Raw genomic sequence first — 21,581 nt, 5'->3', positions numbered from 1 at the left:
AATGAAAATGCTAGCGCTACCATAAAGCGCGAGGTTCAGTTTGCGCCGGGTTGGGGCGCCGGAGAGGATGGGGATGACGAAGATCGTGACCGCGGACGGCAAGCGTCCGGCTTTCAACGCTGCGCTGCGTGCCGGTGTGTCGAGCCTTGCGCTCGGCATGATCGCGCTTGCAACGCCGGCTTTCGCCGAAGGGCTGGGTCAGGCGGATACGAGTGCGATCCCACAGGCGACGGGCCAGGCGGCGACCACCGCGGGCGACCTCACCAGCAATGCGACCACCGCCGATCAGGTGCCCGCAGACCAGCCGTCGGGTGAAGAGATCGTCGTCACCGGTCGTCGTGCCGCGCTCCAGGCCGCCGACGAGCGCAAGCGCCGCAGCGAGACGATCATCGACTCGGTCGTCGCCGACGAGGCCGGCAAATTGCCAGACAATAGCATCACCGAAGTGTTGCAGCGCGTCTCCGGCGTGTCGATCGTGCGCTTCGCCGCGCTCGGCGATCCCGATCACTTCTCGGTGCAGGGCTCGGGCGTGCAGGTGCGCGGTCTGACCGGCGTCGCCTCGCGCCTCAACGGCCGCGAAATCTTCAGCGCCAACAACGGCCGCGCGATCCTGTGGAGCGACGTCACCCCCGAGCTGATGGCCGCGGTCGACGTCTACAAGGCATCCACCGCCGACCTGATCGAGGGCGGCACCGGCGGGCAGATCGACCTGCGCACCAAGATGCCCTTCGACTTCAACGGCGACTGGCATATGGCCGCGACGGGTGAGTTGAGCATGGGCGACATGGCGCAGAAGGCCGATCCGGCCGCGTCGATGCTGCTCACCAAGTCGTTCGACACGCCGATCGGCAAGATCGGCATTCTCGGCGACATCGCCTACAGCCAGTTCAGCTCGCTGTCGCAGTTCATCCGCACCGAGCCCTATTTCAAGACCAACATCAGCGGTAAGGATTACTATATCCCGGGCGGCTTCACCTATGGTGACGAGGCGTTCCAGTATCGCCGCTACGGTATCTATGGCGCGGTGCAGTGGGCGCCGACCGACGACCTGACGTTCAGCGGCACCTTCTTCCAGTCGCGCTACAAGAGCCAGTCGAGCGATTACGGCGCGCAGGTCAGCTCGCAGACGCTCGCGGTCGACCCGGCGAGCAGCAGCTTCGACAGCAACGGCGCGCTGACCAAGACCAGCTCGCTGTTCAACCGCGACACCAATACCTTCCTGCCCAGCACCAGCCCGGTGACGAGCTCGGGCAACAAGGGTTTCGTCGACAGCAACACGCGCACCCGCGACTATTCGCTGGCGTTCAACTATGCGCCGACCGACAGCCACCTGTCGTTCAAGGGCGCGTTGCAGCGTGTCGATTCGCGGCAGATCTACGATCGTCTCGACATCTTCCGCGATCTGAGCTTCGGCACCGGCTTCGGCATGGACCTGACCGGCGACCTGCCGCAGATCACCACCACCGCCGCGGCGCAGGCCGGCTTCGCCAATCCGGCGAACTATTTCTGGTCGGCGTCGATGCCGCATAACGAGCGCAACAAGGGCCGGCTCGATGCCGCGAACCTCGATGTCGAATATTCCTTCGACGACAGCTTCCTCAAGGCGATCAAGGTCGGTGCCCGCGCTGCCGAGCGGACCGAACGCGATCTCCAGAACGGCTATAACTGGAGCGCGCTGGGCCGCGGCTGGAACGGCGATCCGCAGCTGACCTATGCCAATGCCGCGCCGGGCGACACGACCTATCACGCGTTCAAGGACTTCTTCCGCGGCGAGACGGTCCTGCCGGGCAATCTGATGTTCGCGAGCGAGGATCTGGCCCGTCGCTTCGTCGCCAACCGGACCGGACTGACCGCGTCGCCGCCGGCGGGCTTCTGCCCCGCCACGGCACAGTTCGACTGCTCCGCATCGGGTCCGCTGCCTTCCAGCACCTATGGTGGGGGTTCGCAGATCACCCGTCCGGCCGGTTTCGTGCTGCCCGGCGATCAGGTCGACAACAAGACGATCACCAAGGCCGCTTACGCCTTGGCACGCTTCGGTCGTCCGGAGGGCGGCATCTCGGGCAACGTCGGCGTCCGCGTCGTCAACATCCAGAACGAGGGCAGCGGCTACATCCAGCAGAATTCGTCGACCTTCGTCCGCAACGGCGTGACGCAGACGCTGGCGCAGACCTTCATCGCCCGTGGCGGCAAGGCGGAATTCACCCGCTGGCTGCCGTCGATCAACGTCGACTATGCGCCGAACAGCAAGACGAAAATCCGCGCCGGCTATAACATCACGATGGATCTGCCGAGCTTCAACGCGCTGCGCGCGTCGGGCAGCATCGGTGTGGCGACGACGAGCAATCCGGGCAACACCGGCGGCACCAGCAGCCTGCCCAATATCTTCACCAACTTCACCGCCGATACGGGCAATCCGCTGCTCAAGCCGACGATGTCGAACAACTTCGACCTGTCATTCGAATATTACGCCCGCGCCGGTACCGCCTTCCACATCGCGCCGTTCTACAAGCGCCTGACCAACCTGCCGATCTACTCGCTGACGCAGCGGCAGGTGACGGTGGTGTTCACCGACGGCACCAGCGAGAACGTCAATGCCGCGGCGACCGACTATATCAACGCGACCAAGGCGGCGACGGTCAAGGGCGTCGAGGTCGGCGGTCGTGCCTTCCTCGACATGCTGCCCGGCGTGCTCGCGGGTCTCGGCTTCGAGGCGAATTATACGTTCATCGACAGCCAGAACCCGGGCGATCTGTATCGCGACATCAACGGCGTCACGCATAATGACGCGCCGCTGATCGGCCTGTCGAAGCACAATGCCAACGTCACCCTGCTGTACGAGCGCAAGGCGGTGTCGTTCCGCGTCGCTTATTCGTGGCGGTCGCGGTACCTGCAGACGACGAACAGCAACGGCACCAACCCGACGTATAATTATTACCCGTCGGCGGGTGCGACCGCGGTGCCGATCCAGATCGCGCTGCCGGTCTATGGCGGCGCCTATGGTACGCTGGATGGCGGTGCGCGCTTCAAGGTGACCGACAATTTCTCGTTCGGCGTGCAGTTCACCAACATCCTTGGCGCGACGCAGCGGACGTTGATGGGCGGCTATCCCAACGGGGCGCTCTATGGCCGCAGCTGGTTCCAGAGCGATCGCCGTATCTCGACCGGGATCAACCTGGCCTTCTGACGACATCGTGGCCTGCCCGCCGGAAACGGCTGGCAAGTCATTGTAATACGACAAATAAATCGACCTGACGGTGGGCTCCGGCTAGACCGGTGGCTCGACCGGCACAGCGGAGGAATGGGATGACAGCGCTCTTGGTCCGTATCGGCGCCGGAGCGCTGCTCGGCCTGTCCGCCGCCGCCTCGGCGCAGCAGGCGCGCACGATCGACGTCGATGTCGCGCGCGCGGGCCCGCCGATCGATCGGGCCTTCGACCTGTCGGTGGGGTCGGATTATGCCGGTACGCTGATCCGCCCCGACAGCCTCGCCCAGCTCGACACCGCGGTGCGCGAACTCGGCTTCCGCTACGTCCGCTTCCACGACATCTTCACCGACGCCCTGGGGACGGTGAAGCGGACGCCGGACGGCGGCATCACCTATGACTGGACGAAGATCGACCAGCTCTACGACGCCTTGCTCGCCCGCAAGATCAAGCCGTTCGTCGAACTGGGTTTCACCCCCGACGCGCTCAAGACGTCGAACCAGACGATCTTCTACTGGAAGGGCAATACCTCGCACCCGCAGCCGGAGGGCTGGGCAAAGCTGATCGACGCCTACGTCCGCCATCTGCGCGAGCGCTACGGCGCGGCGGAGGTGCGCAGCTGGTATTTCGAGGTGTGGAACGAGCCCAATCTCGCCGGCTTTTGGGAAAAGGCGGATCAGGCGGCCTATTTCCGCCTGTATGAATCGAGCGCGCGGACGATCAAGGCGATCGATCCCGCCCTGCGCGTCGGCGGTCCGGCGACCGCGGGCGCGGCCTGGGTGCCCGAGCTGCTCGCTTATGCCAAGGCGCGGAACGTGCCGGTCGATTTCGTCTCGACGCATACCTATGGCGTCGACGGCGGTTTCCTCGACGAGAAGGGCGAGGACGACAACCGGTTGTCGACCAATCCCGATTCGGTGGTCGGCGACGTGCGCCGCGTGCGGTCGCAGATCGCCGCCTCGCCCTTTCCCGACCTGCCGCTGTTCTTCACCGAATGGAGCGCGAGCTACAATCCGCGCGATCCGGTGCATGATTCCTATATCAGCGCGCCCTTCATCCTCACCAAGCTGCGCGCGACGCGCGGCATCGCGCAGGGGATGAGCTATTGGACCTACAGCGATCTGTTCGAGGAGGCGGGGCCGCCGCCGACCCCGTTCCACGGCGGCTTCGGGCTGATGAACCGCGAGGGCATCCGCAAGCCGGCGTGGTTCGCGTATAAATACCTCCACGCGCTCGCCGGGCCGGAGATCCCGCTTGCCGACGGCCAGGCGCTGGCGACGACCGATGCGCGGCGGACCGCGGTGCTGCTGTGGGACTGGCAGCAGCCCAAGCAGGTGCTGAGCAACCGGCCGTTCTTCACCCGCCAGCTGCCGGCGACCGCCGCCGCGCCGGCGACGCTGCGGCTGACGCATCTGTCGCCCGGCCGCTACCGGCTGGCGGTGCGGCGCACCGGCTATCAGCATAACGACGCGCATTCGCGCTACCTCGCGATGGGATCGCCCAAGACGCTGACGCCGGCGCAGATCGCCGAGTTGCAGGCGCTGACCACCGATACGCCGGAGGTGGCGCGGACGGTGCAGGTCGGGCGCGACGGGACGTACACGCTGCGGCTGGCGATGCAGAGCAACGACGTGGTGCTGGCGACGCTCGAGCGGTCGCGCTGATGCGCCGGTCGCGGCGGGTCAGGGCGGGCGGCGCGCTGCTGGTCGCGCTCGCCTTGCCGGCCGCCGCGCCGACCCCGGCCTATCGCTGGACCAACGTCACCGTCGGGGCGGGCGGCTATGCGCCGAACATCGTGTTCAGCCCGGTCGAACGCGGCCTCGCCTATCTGCGCACCGACATGGGCGGCGCCTATCGCTGGGATGCGCAGGCGGCACGCTGGCTGCCGTTGCAGGACGACAATGCCGAATCGAGCTATATGGGGATCGAGAGCATCGCGCCCGATCCGGTCGATGCCGATGTCGTCTATATGGCGGCGGGGATGAACGCCGGCGCGCCCGCGGCGATCCTGCGTTCGGCCGATCGCGGCCGCCACTGGACGGTGACGCCGGTGCCGTTCGCGATGGGCGGCAACGAGCCGGGCCGCGGGCTCGGCGAGCGGCTGGCGATCGATCCGCGCGATCATGACCATTTGTGGTTCGGATCGCGGCACGACGGTCTGTGGCAGAGCCGCGATGCCGGGCGGCATTGGGCGAAGGTGGCGGGCTTTCCCTATGCCGGGCTCGGCAGGCCGGCGCGCCGGACGGCGCATGGCGGCGTGTCGTTCGTCGCGATCGATCCGAGGCTGGGCGCGCGGCGGATCTGGGCGGGGATCGCCGATCCGGGCGTCGCGCCGCTCTACCGCTCCGACGACGGCGGCGCGCATTGGCGCGCGGTCGCGGCGCCGGGCCTGCTCGCCGCCAAGGGGGTGATCGACGCACGCGGCGTGCTGTGGGTCGGCTATGGCAGCGGCATCGGTCCGAGCGAGGTCAAGACCGGCGCGCTGTGGCGCTACGATCCCGACGGCACGGGGCGCGACGTGACGCCGCCCGACTGGCGGGACGCCGGGGCGGAGGGCGCGTTCTTCGGCGTCGCGGTGGCGCGCAGCGCGCCGGGCACCGTCGCGGTATCGACGATCGACCGCTATCGCGCGGGCGATTCGCTGTGGCTGAGCCGTGACGACGGCGCGCAGTGGGACGATGTCGGCAAGCGCAGCCGCCGCGATGTCTCGGCGACGCCCTTCCTGCTGCACGAGGGCAAGGGCGCCGATTTCGGCCATTGGATCTCCGGCCTCGCCATCGATCCCTTCGACGCCGGGCATATCGCCTATACCACCGGCGCGACCGTCTATGCGACGCAGCGGGTGCCGGCGCGCGGACCGGTCGACTGGGCGCCGTGGGTGCGCGGCATCGAACAGACCGCGGTGATCACGCTGATCGCACCGACGGGCGGCGCGCCGGTCGTCTCGGGCTTCGGCGACCTCGCCGGCTTCGTCCACGACGATCTCGACCGTTCGCCGCAGCCGAGCTTTATCGATCCCTATCTCTCCAACACCAACATGCTCGATTATGCCGGTCGGGCGCCCAACGTCATCGTGCGCAGCGGCAGCCTGTATCTCGACCGGCCGCGCGACGCGAGCCTCGCCCGGTCGGAGGATGGCGGGCGGCACTGGACGCCGCTGCGCCTGCCGCCGCAGGGAGAGCCGCCGGCGCGCGACGACCTCAATGGCGAGGCGGCGATCACCGTCTCCGCGGACGGCGCGACGATGATCGTCGCCGCGCGCGTGCCGCAGCGGACGCGCGACGGCGGGCGGAGCTGGCAAGCGGTGCGCGGCCTGCCGCCGCGGACGCGCGCGGTGGCGGACAAGGTCGATGCGGCGACCTTCTACGCGGTCGATGCCGCGGCGGGGCGGCTACTCGTCTCGCATGATGGTGGCGCCAGCTTCGCGCCGGTCGCGACGCAGGGCCTGCCGCGCGACCTGTCCGCCGCGGCGCCGCGCAATCGCGAATCGCAAAGCGCGCTCGTCGCCGTGCCGGGCGCGGCGGGCGAATTGTGGCTGCAGGTCGGGACGGCGCTGTTCCACAGCCGCGACGGGGGCCGGCATTTCGTCGCCGCGAACGGCGATCTTGCGGTCGAGCTGTTCGGCATCGGCAAGGGCGCGGTCTATGTGATCGGCAGCCGCGGCGGGGTGCGCGGCATCTGGCGCGCGAACGATGCCGGGGGAGCATGGAGCCGGATCGACGACGATGCGCATCGCTGGGGCGGGCGCTATCGCGTCATCGCCGGTGACCCGCGCCGCGCCGGCCGCGTCTATGTCGGCACCGACGGGCGCGGGCTGTTCTACGGCGATCCGGCCGGCTGACACGCATCCCCTGACGCGCTCGACCGTTCAGGGATGCTCGAAGCCGTTGGGAGAAAAGCTTTTGTCTGCGCTCGCAGGTCATACCGCCATCATTACCGGCGCCAGTTCGGGAATCGGCCTCGCCGTCGCCGAGGGGCTCGCCGGGGCAGGCGCGGCGGTCGTCATCAACTATCGGTCGGACGAGGACAGCGCCAACAGCCTCGCCGAACGGATCGGCGAGCGGGGCGGACGCGCGATCGCGGTGCAGGCGGACGTGTCGCAGGAGCAGGAGGTCGGGCGCTTGTTCGACGCCGCCGCCGACGCCTTCGGCCGGATCGACGTGCTCGTCTCCAATTCGGGCGTGCAGAAGGATGCGCCGGTCGCCGATCTGTCGCTCGACGACTGGAATACGGTGATCGACATCAATCTGACCGGACAGTTCCTGTGCGCGCGCGAGGCGGTGCGCCGCTTCCGCAGCCAGCCCGAATCCGCGCGGCCGTCGCGCAGCGCCGGCACGATCATCGCGATGAGCTCGGTGCACGAGCTGATCCCCTGGGCGGGGCACGTCAATTATGCCGCGGCGAAGGGCGGCGTGCGGATGCTGACGCGGACGCTGGCGCAGGAGGTCGCGCCGGACCGGATCCGCGTCAATGCCATCGCCCCCGGCGCGATCCGCACACCCATCAATCAGGAGGCGTGGGAGACGCCCGAAGCGCTCGAAAAGCTGCTGCGGCTGATCCCCTATGGCCGGATCGGCGAGCCGGAGGATGTCGCACGCGCGGCGGTGTGGCTCGCATCGGACGAGGCGGATTACGTCACCGGCACGACCCTGTTCGTCGACGGCGGCATGTCGCTCTATCCCGAATTCCGCGACAATGGCTGAGCGCGACGCCGCCGCGGAGGCGGAAGCGCAGGTGCGGGCGCAGGCGGCGGTGACGCCGCGACGGCGGATCGGCGATCACGGCATCATCGGCGACATGGAGACCGCGGCGCTGGTCGCGGCGGACGGCACGATCGACTATTTGTGCTGGCCGTCGCTCGACAGCCCGAGCGTGTTCGCCGAACTGCTCGACGCCGAGCAGGGCGGCGCGTTCGAGATCGTGCCGGCGCTCGACGACGCGCGGGTGCTGCAGATCTACGTCCCCGACACCAACGTGCTGACGACGCGGTGGATGGCGAGCGCGGCGAGCGTCGAGATCCTCGACCTGATGCCGCATCCCGACATCTGCGGCGATGCGGGCCTCGACCGACGCTGCCTGATCCGCCAGATCACCGTGACCCGCGGCACGGTGCGCTTCACCGCGCGCTGTCGTCCGCGCTTCGATTATGCGCGCGAGGTGCCGGAGGCGGCGGCGGTGGACGGCGGCGTCCGCTTCGCCGGAAGGGCGCTGACGATGCGTCTGTACGGATCGGTGCCGGTGCAGGCGGCGCCGGGCGAAGCGGTGGCGGAATTCACGCTCGGCGAGGGCGAGACCGCCTGGTTCGTGCTCGGCGACGACGCATTGCGCCGCCCCGATGATGCCGGCGTTTCGGGCGACATCACCGAAACGACCAAGGCGTGGCAGCACTGGCTGAGCCGCACGGACTATCGCGGGCGCTGGCGCGAGGCGGTGCTGCGCTCGGCATTGGCGCTCAAGCTGCTCACCTCGGACCGGCACGGCTCGATCGCCGCGGCGGCGACCTTCGGCCTGCCCGAGGCGGTCGGTGCCGGGCGCAACTGGGATTATCGCGCGACCTGGATCCGCGATGCGTCGTTCACCGTCTATGCCTTCATGCGGCTGGGCTTCATCGACGAGGCCGAGCATTTCCGCCAATGGGCCGGCAAGCGGGTGATGGCGTCGGATCAGGATCACCCGATCCGCATCATGTATGCGATCGACGGATCGCATGCGAAGGACGAAACCGAATTGCCGCACCTCGCCGGTTATGCCGGCAGCCGGCCGGTCCGCATCGGCAATGGCGCGCACGCGCAGAGCCAGCTCGATATCTTCGGCGAGTTGATGGACAGCGTCTATCTCTCCAACAAATATGGCGCGGCGATCGATCATGCCGGCTGGCAGCACGTCCGCGGCATCGTCGACTATGTCATCGCGCATTGGCAGGAACCCGATGCCGGCATCTGGGAGATGCGGTCGGAGCCGCGGCATTTCCTCCATTCGCGGCTGATGTGCTGGGTGGCGCTCGACCGGGCGATCCGGCTGGCGAAGAAACGGTCGCTGTCGGCGCCGCTGGTCGCGTGGAGCGAGGCGCGCGATGCGATCGTCGAGGATATCTGGAGCAACTTCCGCCATCCCGAGCACGGCTATTTCGTGCAGAGCCGCGGCGGCACCGAGCTGGATGCGGCGTTGCTGATGATGCCGTTGATGCGCTTCGTCTCGTCGACCGATCCGGTGTGGCTGACGACGCTCGACGCGATCGGCGCACAGTTGCGCGACGACGGGCTCGTCTACCGCTATCGCGGCGACGACGGGCTGGACGGGCAGGAGGGGGCGTTCACCACCTGCACCTTCTGGTATGCCGAATGTCTCGCCCGCGCCGGGCGGCTCGACGAGGCGCAGCTGATCCTCGCCAAGGGGATCGCTTATGCCAATCCGCTCGGGCTGTTCTCCGAGGAGCTCGACCTGCGCGGTGAGCCGATCGGCAATTTCCCGCAGGCGCTGACGCACCTGGCGCTGATCAGTGCGGCCTATTTCATCGACCGGCGGCTCGACCCCAGCTACCGGCCCAATTGGCAGCCGTGATGCGTCCATAAACGACAGGCTTTACGGGCCCCCTTATGGGTACTAATGCGAAACAGTATCAATAAAGGGGGCTCTTTTGATCGACACCAGTCTGGCGATGCGGATCGGCATCGCCATCGCAGTCGGCTATGGCGCGGTATCCGCCGCCGCGGCACAGACCGCGCCGGAGGACGAACCCGGCGAGACGATCCTCGTCACCGCCTCGCCGCAGGGCTATACGGCGAGCGAGACCGGGCTCGCCAAGATCCCGGTGTCGCTGCGCGACCTCCCGCAATCGATCGCGACCGTCACCGCGGCGGTGCTGCGCGACCAGCGCGCTTTGTCGGTGCAGGATGCGCTGAAGAACGTGCCGGGGGTCAGCTTCGCGGCGGGCGACGGCCAGCGCGACCAGGTCACGATCCGCGGCTTCTCGGCGATCGCCGACCAATATGTGAACGGCTTCCGGGACGATGCGCTTTATTACCGCGACCTGTCCAACGTCGAACGGGTCGAGGTGGTCAAGGGGCCGGCGGCGGTGCTGTTCGGGCGCGGATCGTCGGGCGGGCTGATCAACCGCGTGCTCAAGCGGCCCGACAGCAATGTCACCGCCGCGGCGCTGACTGCGGGATCGTACGCCGCGCGGCGTGCCGAATGGGACGTCGGCCGTTTCGACGCGCGCAGCGGCGTCGGCTTTCGCATCACCGGCGCGCACGAGGATGACGACAGCTTCCGCGACCAGCAATTGCTGCGCCGTTCCGCGATCGCGCCGTCGCTGCTGATCGGCCAGGGGCGACGGACGACGCTGCTGCTCGAAGCCGACGCGCTGCACGATCACCGGCTGATGGACCTCGGCATTCCGGCGCTCGGCGGGCGGCCGATCGACGTGCCGCGGTCGACCTATTATGGGGCCGCCAATGCGCGCGACGTGGATACGACGACGAGCAAGGTCTATTCGCAGACCGTCGAGCTGACGCACCGCCTGTCCGAAGCACTGCGCTTCCGCAACGGCTTCCGCCACTATGATTACCGGCTGTGGCGCAACAGCACGCTTCCCGCGGCGATCGATCCGGTCGCGCGGACGGTGACCTTGCAGCACGGCCGGCTCAATCGCGACGAGGAGGGCTGGTCCGATCAGGCGGAGCTGACGTGGCGCGGCCGGATCGCCGGGGTCGATCACGTGCTGCTCTACGGCGTCGAGCTGTCCCGGCAGACGAAGCGGGCGGATACGTTCGCGCAGGTCAAGGTGGCGGTGACGTCGCTGTTCAAGCCGGTGCTGCCGGTACTCGATCCCGCCCGCTTCACGCGGATCGCGACGGCGACCGCGAGCGTGTTCGACACCGGCGGCGTCTACGTGCAGGATTTCGCCGACTTCGGCCATGGCATCAAGGCGCTGGTCGGCGTCCGCCGCGATCGCTTCCGGCAGGCGACCGACCAGCGGCTGCCGGTCGCGGCGCGGCTGGTCCGCACCGATATCGCGTGGAGCCCGCGGGCCGGGATCGTGCTGCAACCCGACGCGACGCAATCCTATTATCTGTCGTGGAGCCGCAGCTTCCAGCCGTCCGCCGAGACCTTCGCACTGACCGCGAGCAATGCCGACATCGCGCCCGAGCAGACCAGCAACAAGGAGGTCGGCGGCAAATATACGCTGCTCGGCGGCGCGCTCAACGTGCAGGCGGCGGGGTTCCTGCTGCGCCGCACCGGGATCAAGGGCACCGATCCGCTCGACCCGACGCGGCTGGTCGCGGCGGGCACGCAGCGGACGCGTGGCGTCGAACTGTCGGCGCAGATGACGCTGCCCGCGGGGTTCCAGGCGGTCGCCGGCTATGCCTATCTCGATGCCCGGATCACCGCCTCGTCGCGCCCCGATTTCGTCGGCAAGGGTGCGACGATCGCGCCGCGCCATGCCGCCAACGGCTTCCTCAGCAAGAGCTTCGCCGGGCGCTTCGGGCTGGGCGGCGGAATCAATTATGTCGGCGACCGCTGGGCTGATCCGCTCAACACGACGGTGCTGCCGCATTATGTCACCGTCGACGGGCTGCTGTGGGTGGCGACGGGGCCGCTGCGCTGGCAGCTCAACGCCTATAATCTCGGCAACGTCCATTATACCGTCGCCGGACATGGTACGTCGGCGCTGCTCAACATGCCGGGCGCGCCGCGCTCGGTGCTCGGCACGCTGCGGATCGCCTTGTAGTTCGTTCATCGACCGGCCAGCCGTCTGCGCTACAAGGGCGGCGTGGGGCGCTGGCTGGGCATGATCATCGGAGCGGCGGGACTGGCGGCGGGTTCGCCGCTCGCGGCGCAGACGTTGGTCGCGCCGCCGCCCGTGGTCGCGCCGGTCGAGTCGCTCGACGCCGCGATCGCGCAGGATGCCGCGGCGGTCGCCGACCGGCTCGGGCTGCCGGTCGACGAGGCGGAGCGGCAGTTGCGGTTGCAGGTGGCGAGCGCGCCGGTGACCGACGCGATCGCCGACGAATTCGCCGCGCGGCTGACCGGGATCGCGCTCGTCCATCGGCCTGAATTCTCCATCGTCGTGACGCTGACCGGTACGGCGGCGGAGCCCGAACGGATCATCGACCTGAACGGCACGCCGGTGCGGATCAGCTTCAGCACCGGCGCGGCGGCGACGCACACCGGGCTGGTCCAGGCAATCGGTGCCTATCAGGCAGCGATCCGCGCCAGCCTGCTGTCGCCGCCCGGCCTCGGCATCGACCAGCGCAGCGGCGAGCTGGTCGCGGTGGTTTCGACGCGCGACGTCGCGCGGGAGGGCGCCGAGCCGCTTGCCGCGCGGCTCGCGGCCTTGACGCAGGTGCCGGTGCGGCTGCGCGTCGTCGACCAGCCGGCGCTCGACATGGGCGGCATCCAGGGCGGGACGCGTGTCGTCGGGCAGGTGCCGGGGGACAGTCATCGCTATCTGTGCACCGCCGGCTTCGTCGTCACCGACGGCACGCGTACCGGCATCGCCACCGCGGCGCATTGCCCCGACGCGCTGCGCGCCCGCGATGCCGCCGGGATCGAACAGGACCTGCCCTTCGTCGGGCAATGGGGCTGGGGCCATCAGGACGTGCAGATCAACGCGAGCGCGGTGCCGCTCGCGCCTTTATTCTATGCCGACAGCGCACGCACCGTCAGCCGGCCGGTTGGCGATGCGCGCAGCCGTGCCGGTACGCGCGCCGGCGACATCGTCTGCCACCGCGGCGAGCGCACCGGCTATAGCTGTTCGGAGGTCGAACTGACCGACTTCGCGCCGGCGGGCGATCTGTGCGGCGGCGCCTGCCTGCCGACCTGGACGACGGTGGCGGGGCCGGTGTGCAGGAGCGGCGACAGCGGCAGCCCGGTGTTCCTCGGCGATACCGCTTATGGAATTCTGAAGGGCGGCAGCTATCGCGCCGACGGCAGCTGCGCCTTCTATTTCTATATGTCGACCGACTTTCTGCCGACCGGATGGCGGCTGCTCACCGCTCCGATCGCCAGCCCCTGATCGCGCCTGTCCGGAACGCGCTCAGTGCGTGACGCGGTCGAGGCGCTCCAGCAACGTCTTGAGATCGTCGGGCATTGGCGTTTCACCGAAGACGCCGCGCAGAGCATGGCCGAGCGGATCGGCCGGGCGTGGCAAACGGACGACATAATCGCCGTTGCGCGCGCGTCCTGTTGTTTGCGTAGCCATGTGCATAGACCGGAGAACGATCCTGTGGCGGAAACGTTGCCGACTGCAATAAAGGATATCCGCGATGCCGACGCCCGTCTCCGCCGCGATCGATCGCGCCCGCGCGCATGCGCCGTTCCTCGCATTGCTGCTGGATCGCGAGCCGGTGCTCGCCGAGCGGCTCGCCGCCGGCATGTTCGACCTCGCCTACACCGCCGCGACTCCGGATATGCCGATCGCCCGCCAGTTGCGGCTCGACCGGCGCGCGCTGGCGCTGGCGATCGCGATCGGCGATCTCGCCGGCGTCTATGATCTGACCGCGGTGACGCAGGGCCTCAGCGACTTCGCCGATCGCGCGCTCGACCGGGCGATCACCGCGGCGATCGCCGAGCGCACGCCGGGGGAGGCACCGCGCGGCTTTGCGGCGATCGCGCTCGGCAAGCAGGGCAGCCGCGAGCTCAATTATTCGTCGGACATCGATCCCATCCTGATCTTCGACCCGCGCACGTTGCCGCGCCGCGCGCGCGAGGAGCCGGAGGAAGCGGCGGTGCGGATCGCCAAGCGCGTCGTCGAACTGCTCCAGGCACGCGACGGCGACGGCTATGTGCTGCGCGTCGACCTGCGGCTGCGCCCCTCGCCCGAGGCGACGCCGATCGCGCTGCCGGTCGACGGCGCGATCGGCTATTACGAATCGCAGGCGCTGACCTGGGAGCGGGCGGCGTTCATCCGCGCCCGCGCCGCGGCCGGCGATCGCGCCCTCGGCGGCTATTTCCTCGATGCGATCCGGCCGTTCGTGTGGCGGCGCGGGCTCGATTTCGGCGCGATCGGCGAGATCCGCGACCTCTCCCGCCGCATCCGCGATCATTATGCGAGCGGCCAGGCGTTCGGCGCGGGCTATGACCTCAAGCGCGGCCGCGGCGGCATCCGCGAGGCGGAATTCTTCGCGCAGATCCATCAGCTGATCCACGGCGGGCGCGATCCGGCCCTGCGCGCACCCGCGACGCGCGACGCGCTGGCGCGGCTGGCGGAGGCGGGGTGGATCGGTACGGACGAGGCGGCGGCGCTGAGCCGATCCTATACGCTGCTGCGGACGATCGAGCATCGTGTCCAGATGATCGACGATCGCCAGACGCATGTGCTGCCGGGCGGCGCGGCGCTCGACGGGGTGGCGCGCTTGCACGGCCTTGCGGACGGGGCGGCGCTGATCGCGCTGTTGCGGGAGCCGGTCGCGCGCGCCGGCCAGATCTACGACGCGCTCGATGACGGTCGCGGCGGCGACTTCCCGCACGAGCCGCAGGCGCTCGCCGCGCGGCTGGAGCAGGCGGGCTTTCCCGATGGCGCCGGTGCGGCGACGCTGATCGCGCGCTGGCGTGCCGGCCGCTATCCGGCGCTGCGCAGCCCGGCGGCGCGCGACGCGCTGGAGGCGGTGCTGCCGGCGCTGATGCCCGCCTTCGCCGACGCGCCCGATCCGAGTGCGGCGTTGCGGCGGCTCGACGGGCTGCTCGAACGCCTGACCAGCGCGATCAATATCCTGCGGCTGCTCGAGGCGCGGCCCGGGCTGGCGGTGCTGCTCGCGACGATCCTCAGCCATGCCGCGCCGCTCGCCGATGCGCTCGGCGTGCGCCCGGAGCTGATCGACTGGCTGATCGATCCCGGCGCGTTCGAGCCGCTCGGCCCGGTCGAGGCGCTGGCGGCGGAGATGCGGCGCGGCGAAGGCGGCGACTATCAGGCGCTGCTCGACCACGTCCGCCGCAGCGTCGGGGAGAAACGGTTCGCGCTCGGCGCGCAGGTGGTGGCGGGCGCGGCCAATCCGCTCGACGCGGCGGCGGGCTATGCGCGGCTCGCCGAGGCGGCGATCGCGGTGCTCGCCGAGGCGACGATCGCCGAATTCGCGCGCAGCCATGGCCGGGTGCCGGGCAGCGAGCTGCTGATCCTCGCCTTCGGACGGCTCGGCGGCGCGGCGCTGACCCATGCCAGCGACCTCGACCTCGTCTATCTGTTCACCGGGGACTTTCGCGCGGAATCGGACGGCGCCAAGCCGCTCGGCGCGACGCTCTATTATAATCGCCTCGCGCAGCGGATCACCGCGGCACTGTCGGTGGCGACCGCGGCGGGGCCGCTCTACCCGGTCGACACGCGGCTGCGCCCGTCGGGGACGCAGGGGCCGCTGGTCGTCTCGCTCGAGTCCTTCGCCCGCTATCAGCGCGAGGATGCCTGGACCTGGGAGCATATGGCGCTGACGCGGGCGCGGCCGGTGTTCGGCTCGGCCGAGGCGCGGGCGGCCGCCGCCGCGGTGATCGACGCGGTGCTGGCGGGCGAGCGGCCGGCGCGGGACCTGACCGGCGAGGCGGTGGCGATGCGCGCCGAGATGGCCCGGCACAAGCCGCCGACCGGGCCGCTCGACGCCAAATTGCTGCCCGGCGGACTGGTCGATCTCGAATTCACCGTTCACCTGACGCAGTTGCGCCATCGTACCGGCTTCGATCCGCACCTCGGGCGGGCGATCGGCGCGCTGGTCGCATCGGGCCTGCTGCCCGCGGCGCTAGCGGTGGCGAACGATCAGCTGACGCGGCTGCTCGTGGTGCTGCGGCTGGTCGCGCCCGATGCCGCCGAGCCGTCGCCGGCGACGCAGGCGCTGATTGCGCGCGCCTTGCGACTCGCCGATTGGCCGGCGGTGCTTGAAGCGCTGGCGATGACGCGGCAGGACGTGGCGGCGGCCTGGACGCAGGCGACGGGAGGCTCGGATGGATGAAGGCGCAACGATACCTGCGGTGACGGTGACCGCCGCCGACGGCAGCGCGATGCCGCTCGCCGCGGTACCCAGCCCGGCGGTATTCTATTTCTACCCCAAGGACGATACCAGCGGCTGTACCCGCGAGGCGCAGGATTTCTCCGCGCTTGCGGCGGATTTCGCCGCGGCGGGGGTGACGGTGATCGGGATCAGCAAGGACCCGCCCGCCAAACATGCCGCCTTTACCGCCAAGCACGGCCTCACCGTGACGCTGGCGAGCGACGAGGACGGCAGCGCCTGCGACGCCTTCGGCGTGTGGGGCGAGAAGCAGCTTTATGGCCGCACCTATATGGGGATCGAGCGCGCCACCTTCCTGTTCGGGCATGACGGTCGGCTGGTGCGGGCGTGGCGCAAGGTGCGCGTGCCCGGCCATGCGGCGGCGGTGCTCGCCGCCGCGCGCGAGGTCGCGGCGGGATAGGCGGGCGCGCGGAGCCTTATCCGCCGACGGTGATCGTGCCCCTGGCGTTGCTGCCGTCACCGGCGAGGTCGAGGTGGAAGGGCTGCTTCTCTTCGGTGGTGCCGGTCAGGCCCTGGCCGTCCGGATGGACGGTGAAGCCCGCCTTGGCGAGCCGCTCGGTGAACCAGCCGCGCACCTGATCGGGGCTGGCAGGGCTGGTGAAGCGGACGCGCAGGCCGCCGTCGTCGTTCCTGCCGCCGGCGACGTCGACCGCGTCGATCGTCGAACCCGGATAGAGGTGGACGCCGTTGAGATCGAAATTGTCGGCCTTGAGTTGCACCTTGGGCAGCTTGAGCTGGCCCGAGAAGCCCGGCACCGCGATCTTGACCTGCCCGGTCGCGCCATCGACCGCGCCGAGCACATTGCCGCCATCGGCGTTGATCGTCACCGACGTGCCCGGACCGCGATCGCAGGCGGCGAGCGACAAGGCGGACAGGGCACAGAGCGACAGGCGGATCATGGCAACCTCGTGTATTGCGTCGGCAATACGCTAGGCCGGTAGGCGCATGCGATCAAGGGTTCCGGAGCCGATCGCTTCCCGGTAGGAGGGCGCCCCGTGACCCGCTCCTCGCACACTCCCGCGCCGGCGACCGCCGGTGCCCCCGCCGCGGCGGTGGAGCCCGCCGGCGCGCCGATCGGTTTCGCCGAATTCGTCGCGCTGGTCGCGGCGCTGATGTCGCTCGCCGCGCTCGGCATCGATTCGATGCTGCCCGCGCTGCCGGCGATCGGCGTCACGCTCGGCATCGGGACCGAGAACCAGCGCCAGTTCATCGTCACCGCCTTCGTCTTCGGTTTCGGCATCGCGCAGATCGCACATGGGCCGCTCGCCGACCGTTACGGGCGGCGGACGGTGCTGCTCGCCGCGATCGGCGGTTATGTCCTCGCCAATATCGCCTGCGCGATGGCGGCGAGCTTCCCGCTGCTGCTCGCCGCGCGCGTGTTCGGCGGCGCGATGGTCGCGGCGACGCGCGTCGCGACGGTGGCGATGGTGCGCGACTGCTATCACGGCCGGCCGATGGCGCGGGTGATGTCGATCGCGTTCATGGTGTTCATGATCGTTCCCGTGCTCGCCCCCGCCTTCGGCCAGACGGTGCTGCTGTTCGCCAATTGGCGCGGCATCTTCTGGACGGTGGCGGGGCTCAGCGCCCTGATCTGGACCTGGTTCTTCCTGCGCATGCCCGAGACGCTGCGGGTCGAGGCACAACTGCCGCTGTCGCTGGGCCGCGTCGCCGCGGGATGGCGGCAGACGCTCGGCGACCGGATGTCGCTCGGCTATGCGCTCGCCTCGACCGCGCTGCTCGGCGCGCTCTACGGCTATCTCAATTCCGTCCAGCAGATCATGTTCGACACCTTCCGGCAGCCGCGGCTGCTCGCGGTGATGTTCGCGGTGACGGCGACGCTGATGGCGGCGGCGAACCTGACCAACGCGCGGCTGGTGATGCGGCTCGGCACGCGGCTGATCAGCCACAGCGCGCTGGCGCTGCTGGTGGTGCTGAGCGCGATCCACCTCGCCCTCGCCGTGCTGGGCTATGAGACGCTGGTCGGCTTCGTCATCCTCCAGGCGCTGACGATGGGCTGTTTCGGCCTCGCCACCTCCAATTTCTCGTCGATGGCGATGGAGAATATGGGTGCCATCGCCGGCACCGCGTCCAGCGTGCAGGGCTTTGCCAGCATCACCCTCGGCGCGGTGATCGGCGTGGTGATCGGCCAGGCGTTCGACGGCACCACCGCGCCGCTCGCCGGGGGCTTCCTGATCTGCGGTCTCGTCTCGCTCGGCATCGTCGCGGCGACCGAGCGCGGGCGATTGTTCCGCCCCGTCTGATCCTTGCGTCCGGCGGTGTGGACGGAACCGGGCGCGCGCCCCGCCGTTCGCACCCGGTAACACGAGGAGGTTGTGATGGGCGGACATCAGGTCACGAGCCACGGGTCGGGCGACGACGGCTATGACGAGGAAGGCTATGACGAGAGCCAGCGCGCCGAGATCCTCGAGGCGACGCGCAACGGCCCCAGCGACGGGCTGGTGCTGACCGACCTCAACCCCGACATCGGCGACGACGACGAGGAAGAGGAATCGATCGACGAGCTCGACATGGATTCGCAGGAGGTCGGCGAGAGCGACCCGACTGTGACGATGGACGAGGCGGACATCGACGAGGATGACGCCCAGGACGATTTCGACAGCGATACGACGTCCGAGGACGCCAGCGACGCCGACGACGTCGCGCTGCGGCCCTGAGCCTGAGATGATCCACCCGGCCTTGCGCCGCCGCGGGTAGGCGGCGGTGCGGGGCCGGGCGGCAGACCATCGGACGAGTGATGCGTATCCTGCTCTTCCTTCTGGCGTGCGCGCTGCTCGCCGCCTGTTCGGACCGTGCCGCCCAGCGATCGACGCGTACGGTCGATGTCGCGGCCGCCGCCTCCCGCGGCCAGTCGGACATCGACAATTATGCCGCCGCGTCAGGCCATAGACCGCGCCTGCCCACCGCCGCCGGAGCGCCCTCCCGACCCGAGGTTCGTGCCGCGCAACGCTAGTGCAGCATCCTTGCCCTTTCCCCTGTGCGTCCCTGAGGCACGCCGCTGTGGCCGCTCGGCCGCAGTGTTTTGCCACGGTCGCGCCACGATTTGGGCGGATTTCGTTCATCGCTTGGCAAGGAAGTGTGATCGGAAAGCCACATCGCGGAACGTTCCCGGGAAAAGCGACTTCGCATTGCAACAAAGGTCCGAAAGCGCGGTTTGAACGGACCTGGGCTGATCGACGCTGCGGTGTCGTCGCCCGAGTTGAGGCAATAAAGGTAATCACATATGCGTAAGCTCGCCCTCGCGGCCGCCGTTGCGGCAGCGTCCGTCGCCGTCCCCGCCTTCGCGCAGGACATGTCGACCACCGGCACGACCGACACCACCGTCGCCACCGACGCGCAGGTCGACACCGCGCCCAAGGCTCCGGACGGCACGCGCGCCTTCGGCATCGAGCCGTATGTCGCTGTGATGGGCGGCTGGGAGCAGTTCGACCGCCAGACCGTCGCCGGCATTCCCGCGCAGCCCAAGGGCTATAACCTCGACGGCGCGCTGATCGAGGGCATCGTCGGCTTCAACGTGCCGCTCGGCCCGGTGTTCGTCGGCGCCGAAGGTGCGGTCGCCAAGGGCGTGTCGGGTGACATCGACTGGCAGTATGGCGCCTATGGCCGCGCGGGCTTCCGCGCCGGTGACAGCGGCCTGTTCTACGGCAAGGTCGGCTATCGCTGGAACAACTTCCACAATTTCGCGCCGGGCGTCGTCGGCGACCTGAACCGCGACTATCACGCGACCGTCTATGGCATCGGCGCCGAGGTCGGCCCGAAGGACATCGGTCTCGGTGGCCTGACCGGCAATTCGGGCCTGCGCCTGCGTATGGAGGTTTCGACCTTCGACGACGCGCACAGCTTCCGCCCGATGGCGGGTGTCGTCGCGCACTTCTAAGCGCAACGCACACGAGTGAGACGGGGGCGGGTCTGCTACGGCAGGCCCGCCCTTTTCGTATCCGCCGCCTCGTCGTCGACGGTTCGGACCCTATATCAAGGCCATGGTCGGACGGGTGAAGCGCAAGGCAGGGCTGGCGGAGGCGGCGGCACGCGCCGCGCGCGAGACGCCGCCGCCGCCGTGCCCGATCTGCGGCCGGCCGCTCGGGGCCAAGGTGGAATGGCACCATCTCGTCCCCAAGTCCGAAGGCGGCCGCGTCACCGCCGCGGTCCATCCGATCTGCCACCGCACCGTGCATGCGCTGATCCCCAATGCCGAGCTGGCGCGGACCTATGCCGATCCCGCCGCGCTCGCCGCGCATCCGGGGATCGCGCGCTTCGCCCGCTGGATCGCCGACAAGCCCGCCGACTTCCACGCCCCGACGCGGCGCGGGCGCTGAGCGGGCCGAAATAGGCCTGTCGTGGCATGTCAGGCGGTTGGACGCCGAACATGGACAAGATGGACACCTTAACGGAAACGATTCCCTGCCATCGTTTCGAATCCTGAGCGATTGAGAAAGAGCCGCCGCCGGCATGGGAGCCGGTTTGCGCAGGCTAGCGTAGGTTCGGGCGTGTAGGACAGAGGTTGTTGCTAGTGGTCGGAAGAGGGTGCCCGTTCCGTGACTTGGCGGCAGGGTCGGCGAGGCCGGCGCGACCGGGCGGGCGCGACTCACTCGCCGATCAGATTGGCGACCGCCTGGAGGTCGGCGGCATTGGCGGGATCGCCCGCCGCGTCGGTGACGGCGCTGTCGTTGCCCTGATGGTCCGGCGCCGAGCCGGCATAGTCGACCGCCGCCCAGATGATCCCGCCCGCCCAGAGCAGCGCCGCCCAGCGGCTGCGGAAGATGCGGGGGGAGGGGAGCATGAGCATCGCAATAGCGGCGCGGCCTTGCCGCCGGGTTGCGCAACAGGGTTAAGCGCGGCGGGCTTGACGACGCTCGGCAATCGTGATGACATGATGTCACATCACGAGGAGACCATCGATGCCACGCAAGCGTGCCTTTGCTCCCGCCGCACCGGCTTTCGACCAGCCGTTGTCCGACCTCAACATCACGCCGCTGATCGACGTCATGCTGGTGCTGCTGGTGATGATGATCCTGACGCTGCCAACCGTGCTCCACAAGGTGCCGATCGACCTGCCGCAGGGCTATGCGCCGCCGAGCGAGACGGTGACGCATCCGCTGGTGCTGGCGCGCGACGGTACGGTGACGCTGGACGGTGCCGCGCTGAGCGATGCGGCGATGCCCGCGCGGTTCAAGGCGCTCGACGCGGATCGGGCGGCGCTGCTGGTGATGAGGACCGATCCGGACGCGCGCTACGACCGCTTCGATCAGGTGCTGGCCGAGGTGAAGCGGGCGGGGATCACGCGGCTGGGGTTTGCGGGGAATGAGGCGTTGGTGGAGTGAGGTGCGGTCTGTCGCGTGCCCATTCTCTTGTCGTGGAGGATGGGTAGG

18 protein-coding genes are annotated in these 21,581 nt (G+C 69.3%); 15 read left to right on the top strand and 3 right to left on the bottom strand.

Annotated features, from left to right (window positions below):
* Positions 1-73 precede the first annotated feature (73 nt).
* The 7 genes from PBN85_RS15320 (at position 74) to PBN85_RS15290 (ending at position 13,220) form a co-directional block, all read left to right on the top strand.
* Positions 74-3,184 (top strand): TonB-dependent receptor, encoded by a 3,111-nt coding sequence (locus PBN85_RS15320; RefSeq protein WP_271299530.1) that lies wholly within the window; start codon positions 74-76, stop codon positions 3,182-3,184.
* A 119-nt stretch (positions 3,185-3,303) separates the two neighbouring features.
* Entirely contained in the window at positions 3,304-4,866 is a 1,563-nt protein-coding gene (locus PBN85_RS15315) for a GH39 family glycosyl hydrolase (protein ID WP_271299529.1), read from the top strand.
* Positions 4,866-7,043, top strand: a complete 2,178-nt coding sequence (locus PBN85_RS15310; RefSeq protein ID WP_271299528.1) for a WD40/YVTN/BNR-like repeat-containing protein — start codon at positions 4,866-4,868, stop codon at positions 7,041-7,043. Before PBN85_RS15315 ends, PBN85_RS15310 begins: the two co-directional genes overlap by 1 nt.
* Positions 7,044-7,104: 61 nt before the next feature.
* Positions 7,105-7,905 (top strand): SDR family oxidoreductase, encoded by an 801-nt coding sequence (locus PBN85_RS15305; protein WP_271299527.1) that lies wholly within the window; start codon positions 7,105-7,107, stop codon positions 7,903-7,905.
* The gene (locus tag PBN85_RS15300; RefSeq protein WP_051583253.1) at positions 7,898-9,763 is read left to right on the top strand and encodes a glycoside hydrolase family 15 protein; all 1,866 of its coding nucleotides are present in this window, start codon (positions 7,898-7,900) and stop codon (positions 9,761-9,763) included. The genes PBN85_RS15305 and PBN85_RS15300 overlap by 8 nt, the downstream gene beginning before the upstream one ends.
* Positions 9,764-9,839: 76 nt before the next feature.
* Positions 9,840-11,933 carry a TonB-dependent receptor gene (locus PBN85_RS15295; protein WP_271299526.1) on the top strand — a complete coding sequence of 698 codons (2,094 nt, stop codon included), beginning with the start codon at positions 9,840-9,842 and terminating at the stop codon, positions 11,931-11,933.
* Between the two features lie 42 nt (positions 11,934-11,975).
* Complete coding sequence (locus PBN85_RS15290; protein WP_235199518.1) at positions 11,976-13,220, top strand: S1 family peptidase; 1,245 nt, start codon at positions 11,976-11,978, stop codon at positions 13,218-13,220.
* A 21-nt stretch (positions 13,221-13,241) separates the two neighbouring features.
* On the opposite strand, the gene PBN85_RS15285 is transcribed toward PBN85_RS15290, so the two are convergent.
* On the bottom strand, positions 13,242-13,406 hold the full coding sequence (locus PBN85_RS15285) for a hypothetical protein (RefSeq protein ID WP_200870347.1): 165 nt from the start codon (positions 13,404-13,406) through the stop codon (positions 13,242-13,244).
* A 64-nt stretch (positions 13,407-13,470) separates the two neighbouring features.
* On the opposite strand from PBN85_RS15285, the gene PBN85_RS15280 reads away from it, so the two are divergent.
* The gene (locus tag PBN85_RS15280) at positions 13,471-16,137 is read left to right on the top strand and encodes a bifunctional [glutamine synthetase] adenylyltransferase/[glutamine synthetase]-adenylyl-L-tyrosine phosphorylase (protein WP_271299525.1); all 2,667 of its coding nucleotides are present in this window, start codon (positions 13,471-13,473) and stop codon (positions 16,135-16,137) included.
* Positions 16,130-16,594, top strand: a complete 465-nt coding sequence (locus PBN85_RS15275) for a peroxiredoxin (protein ID WP_271299524.1) — start codon at positions 16,130-16,132, stop codon at positions 16,592-16,594. Before PBN85_RS15280 ends, PBN85_RS15275 begins: the two co-directional genes overlap by 8 nt.
* A 16-nt stretch (positions 16,595-16,610) precedes the next feature.
* On the opposite strand, the gene PBN85_RS15270 is transcribed toward PBN85_RS15275, so the two are convergent.
* Positions 16,611-17,093, bottom strand: coding sequence for a hypothetical protein (locus tag PBN85_RS15270; RefSeq protein WP_271299523.1), 483 nt, complete (start codon positions 17,091-17,093; stop codon positions 16,611-16,613).
* Between the two features lie 96 nt (positions 17,094-17,189).
* On the opposite strand from PBN85_RS15270, the gene PBN85_RS15265 reads away from it, so the two are divergent.
* The 5 genes from PBN85_RS15265 to PBN85_RS15245 all read left to right on the top strand — a co-directional run bounded on the left by PBN85_RS15265 (position 17,190) and on the right by PBN85_RS15245 (position 20,528).
* Positions 17,190-18,455: a multidrug effflux MFS transporter gene (locus PBN85_RS15265; protein WP_271299522.1), complete on the top strand. Its 1,266-nt coding sequence runs from the start codon at positions 17,190-17,192 to the stop codon at positions 18,453-18,455.
* Between the two features lie 75 nt (positions 18,456-18,530).
* A complete protein-coding gene (locus tag PBN85_RS15260) occupies positions 18,531-18,869 on the top strand; it encodes a DNA primase (RefSeq protein WP_271299521.1) in 339 nt (112 codons plus the stop codon).
* 80 nt (positions 18,870-18,949) lie between these two features.
* Positions 18,950-19,165 carry a hypothetical protein gene (locus PBN85_RS15255; RefSeq protein WP_271299520.1) on the top strand — a complete coding sequence of 72 codons (216 nt, stop codon included), beginning with the start codon at positions 18,950-18,952 and terminating at the stop codon, positions 19,163-19,165.
* A gap of 270 nt (positions 19,166-19,435) precedes the next feature.
* A complete protein-coding gene (locus PBN85_RS15250; RefSeq protein WP_271299519.1) occupies positions 19,436-20,089 on the top strand; it encodes an outer membrane protein in 654 nt (217 codons plus the stop codon).
* A 103-nt stretch (positions 20,090-20,192) separates the two neighbouring features.
* A complete protein-coding gene (locus PBN85_RS15245) occupies positions 20,193-20,528 on the top strand; it encodes an HNH endonuclease (protein ID WP_271299518.1) in 336 nt (111 codons plus the stop codon).
* A 269-nt stretch (positions 20,529-20,797) separates the two neighbouring features.
* On the opposite strand, the gene PBN85_RS15240 is transcribed toward PBN85_RS15245, so the two are convergent.
* The gene (locus PBN85_RS15240; protein ID WP_037532045.1) at positions 20,798-20,992 is read right to left on the bottom strand and encodes a hypothetical protein; all 195 of its coding nucleotides are present in this window, start codon (positions 20,990-20,992) and stop codon (positions 20,798-20,800) included.
* A gap of 118 nt (positions 20,993-21,110) precedes the next feature.
* Between PBN85_RS15240 and PBN85_RS15235 the strand changes: the two genes are divergently transcribed.
* Positions 21,111-21,533: an ExbD/TolR family protein gene (locus tag PBN85_RS15235; RefSeq protein ID WP_037531978.1), complete on the top strand. Its 423-nt coding sequence runs from the start codon at positions 21,111-21,113 to the stop codon at positions 21,531-21,533.
* The last annotated feature ends 48 nt before the right edge of the window (positions 21,534-21,581 follow it).

Source organism: Sphingomonas sp. CV7422 (assembly GCF_027945725.1).
In the GTDB taxonomy this organism is placed as follows: Bacteria; Pseudomonadota; Alphaproteobacteria; order Sphingomonadales; family Sphingomonadaceae; genus Sphingomonas; species Sphingomonas kyungheensis.
This window is presented reverse-complemented; position numbering and strand designations above follow the sequence as displayed.

What these genes read in the sequence shown, in the direction of transcription:
- PBN85_RS15300 (WP_051583253.1), top strand. Translation starts at nt 7,898, where the DNA reads ATGGCTGAGCGCGACGCCGCCGCGGAGGCGGAAGCGCAGGTGCGGGCG.
- PBN85_RS15260 (WP_271299521.1), top strand. Translation starts at nt 18,531, where the DNA reads ATGGGCGGACATCAGGTCACGAGCCACGGGTCGGGCGACGACGGCTAT.
- PBN85_RS15255 (WP_271299520.1), top strand. Translation starts at nt 18,950, where the DNA reads ATGCGTATCCTGCTCTTCCTTCTGGCGTGCGCGCTGCTCGCCGCCTGT.
- PBN85_RS15250 (WP_271299519.1), top strand. Translation starts at nt 19,436, where the DNA reads ATGCGTAAGCTCGCCCTCGCGGCCGCCGTTGCGGCAGCGTCCGTCGCC.
- PBN85_RS15275 (WP_271299524.1), top strand. Translation starts at nt 16,130, where the DNA reads ATGGATGAAGGCGCAACGATACCTGCGGTGACGGTGACCGCCGCCGAC.
- PBN85_RS15280 (WP_271299525.1), top strand. Translation starts at nt 13,471, where the DNA reads ATGCCGACGCCCGTCTCCGCCGCGATCGATCGCGCCCGCGCGCATGCG.
- PBN85_RS15320 (WP_271299530.1), top strand. Translation starts at nt 74, where the DNA reads ATGACGAAGATCGTGACCGCGGACGGCAAGCGTCCGGCTTTCAACGCT.
- PBN85_RS15270 (WP_271299523.1), bottom strand. Translation starts at nt 17,093, where the DNA reads ATGATCCGCCTGTCGCTCTGTGCCCTGTCCGCCTTGTCGCTCGCCGCC.
- PBN85_RS15315 (WP_271299529.1), top strand. Translation starts at nt 3,304, where the DNA reads ATGACAGCGCTCTTGGTCCGTATCGGCGCCGGAGCGCTGCTCGGCCTG.
- PBN85_RS15245 (WP_271299518.1), top strand. Translation starts at nt 20,193, where the DNA reads ATGGTCGGACGGGTGAAGCGCAAGGCAGGGCTGGCGGAGGCGGCGGCA.
- PBN85_RS15310 (WP_271299528.1), top strand. Translation starts at nt 4,866, where the DNA reads ATGCGCCGGTCGCGGCGGGTCAGGGCGGGCGGCGCGCTGCTGGTCGCG.
- PBN85_RS15240 (WP_037532045.1), bottom strand. Translation starts at nt 20,992, where the DNA reads ATGCTCCCCTCCCCCCGCATCTTCCGCAGCCGCTGGGCGGCGCTGCTC.
- PBN85_RS15235 (WP_037531978.1), top strand. Translation starts at nt 21,111, where the DNA reads ATGCCACGCAAGCGTGCCTTTGCTCCCGCCGCACCGGCTTTCGACCAG.
- PBN85_RS15285 (WP_200870347.1), bottom strand. Translation starts at nt 13,406, where the DNA reads ATGGCTACGCAAACAACAGGACGCGCGCGCAACGGCGATTATGTCGTC.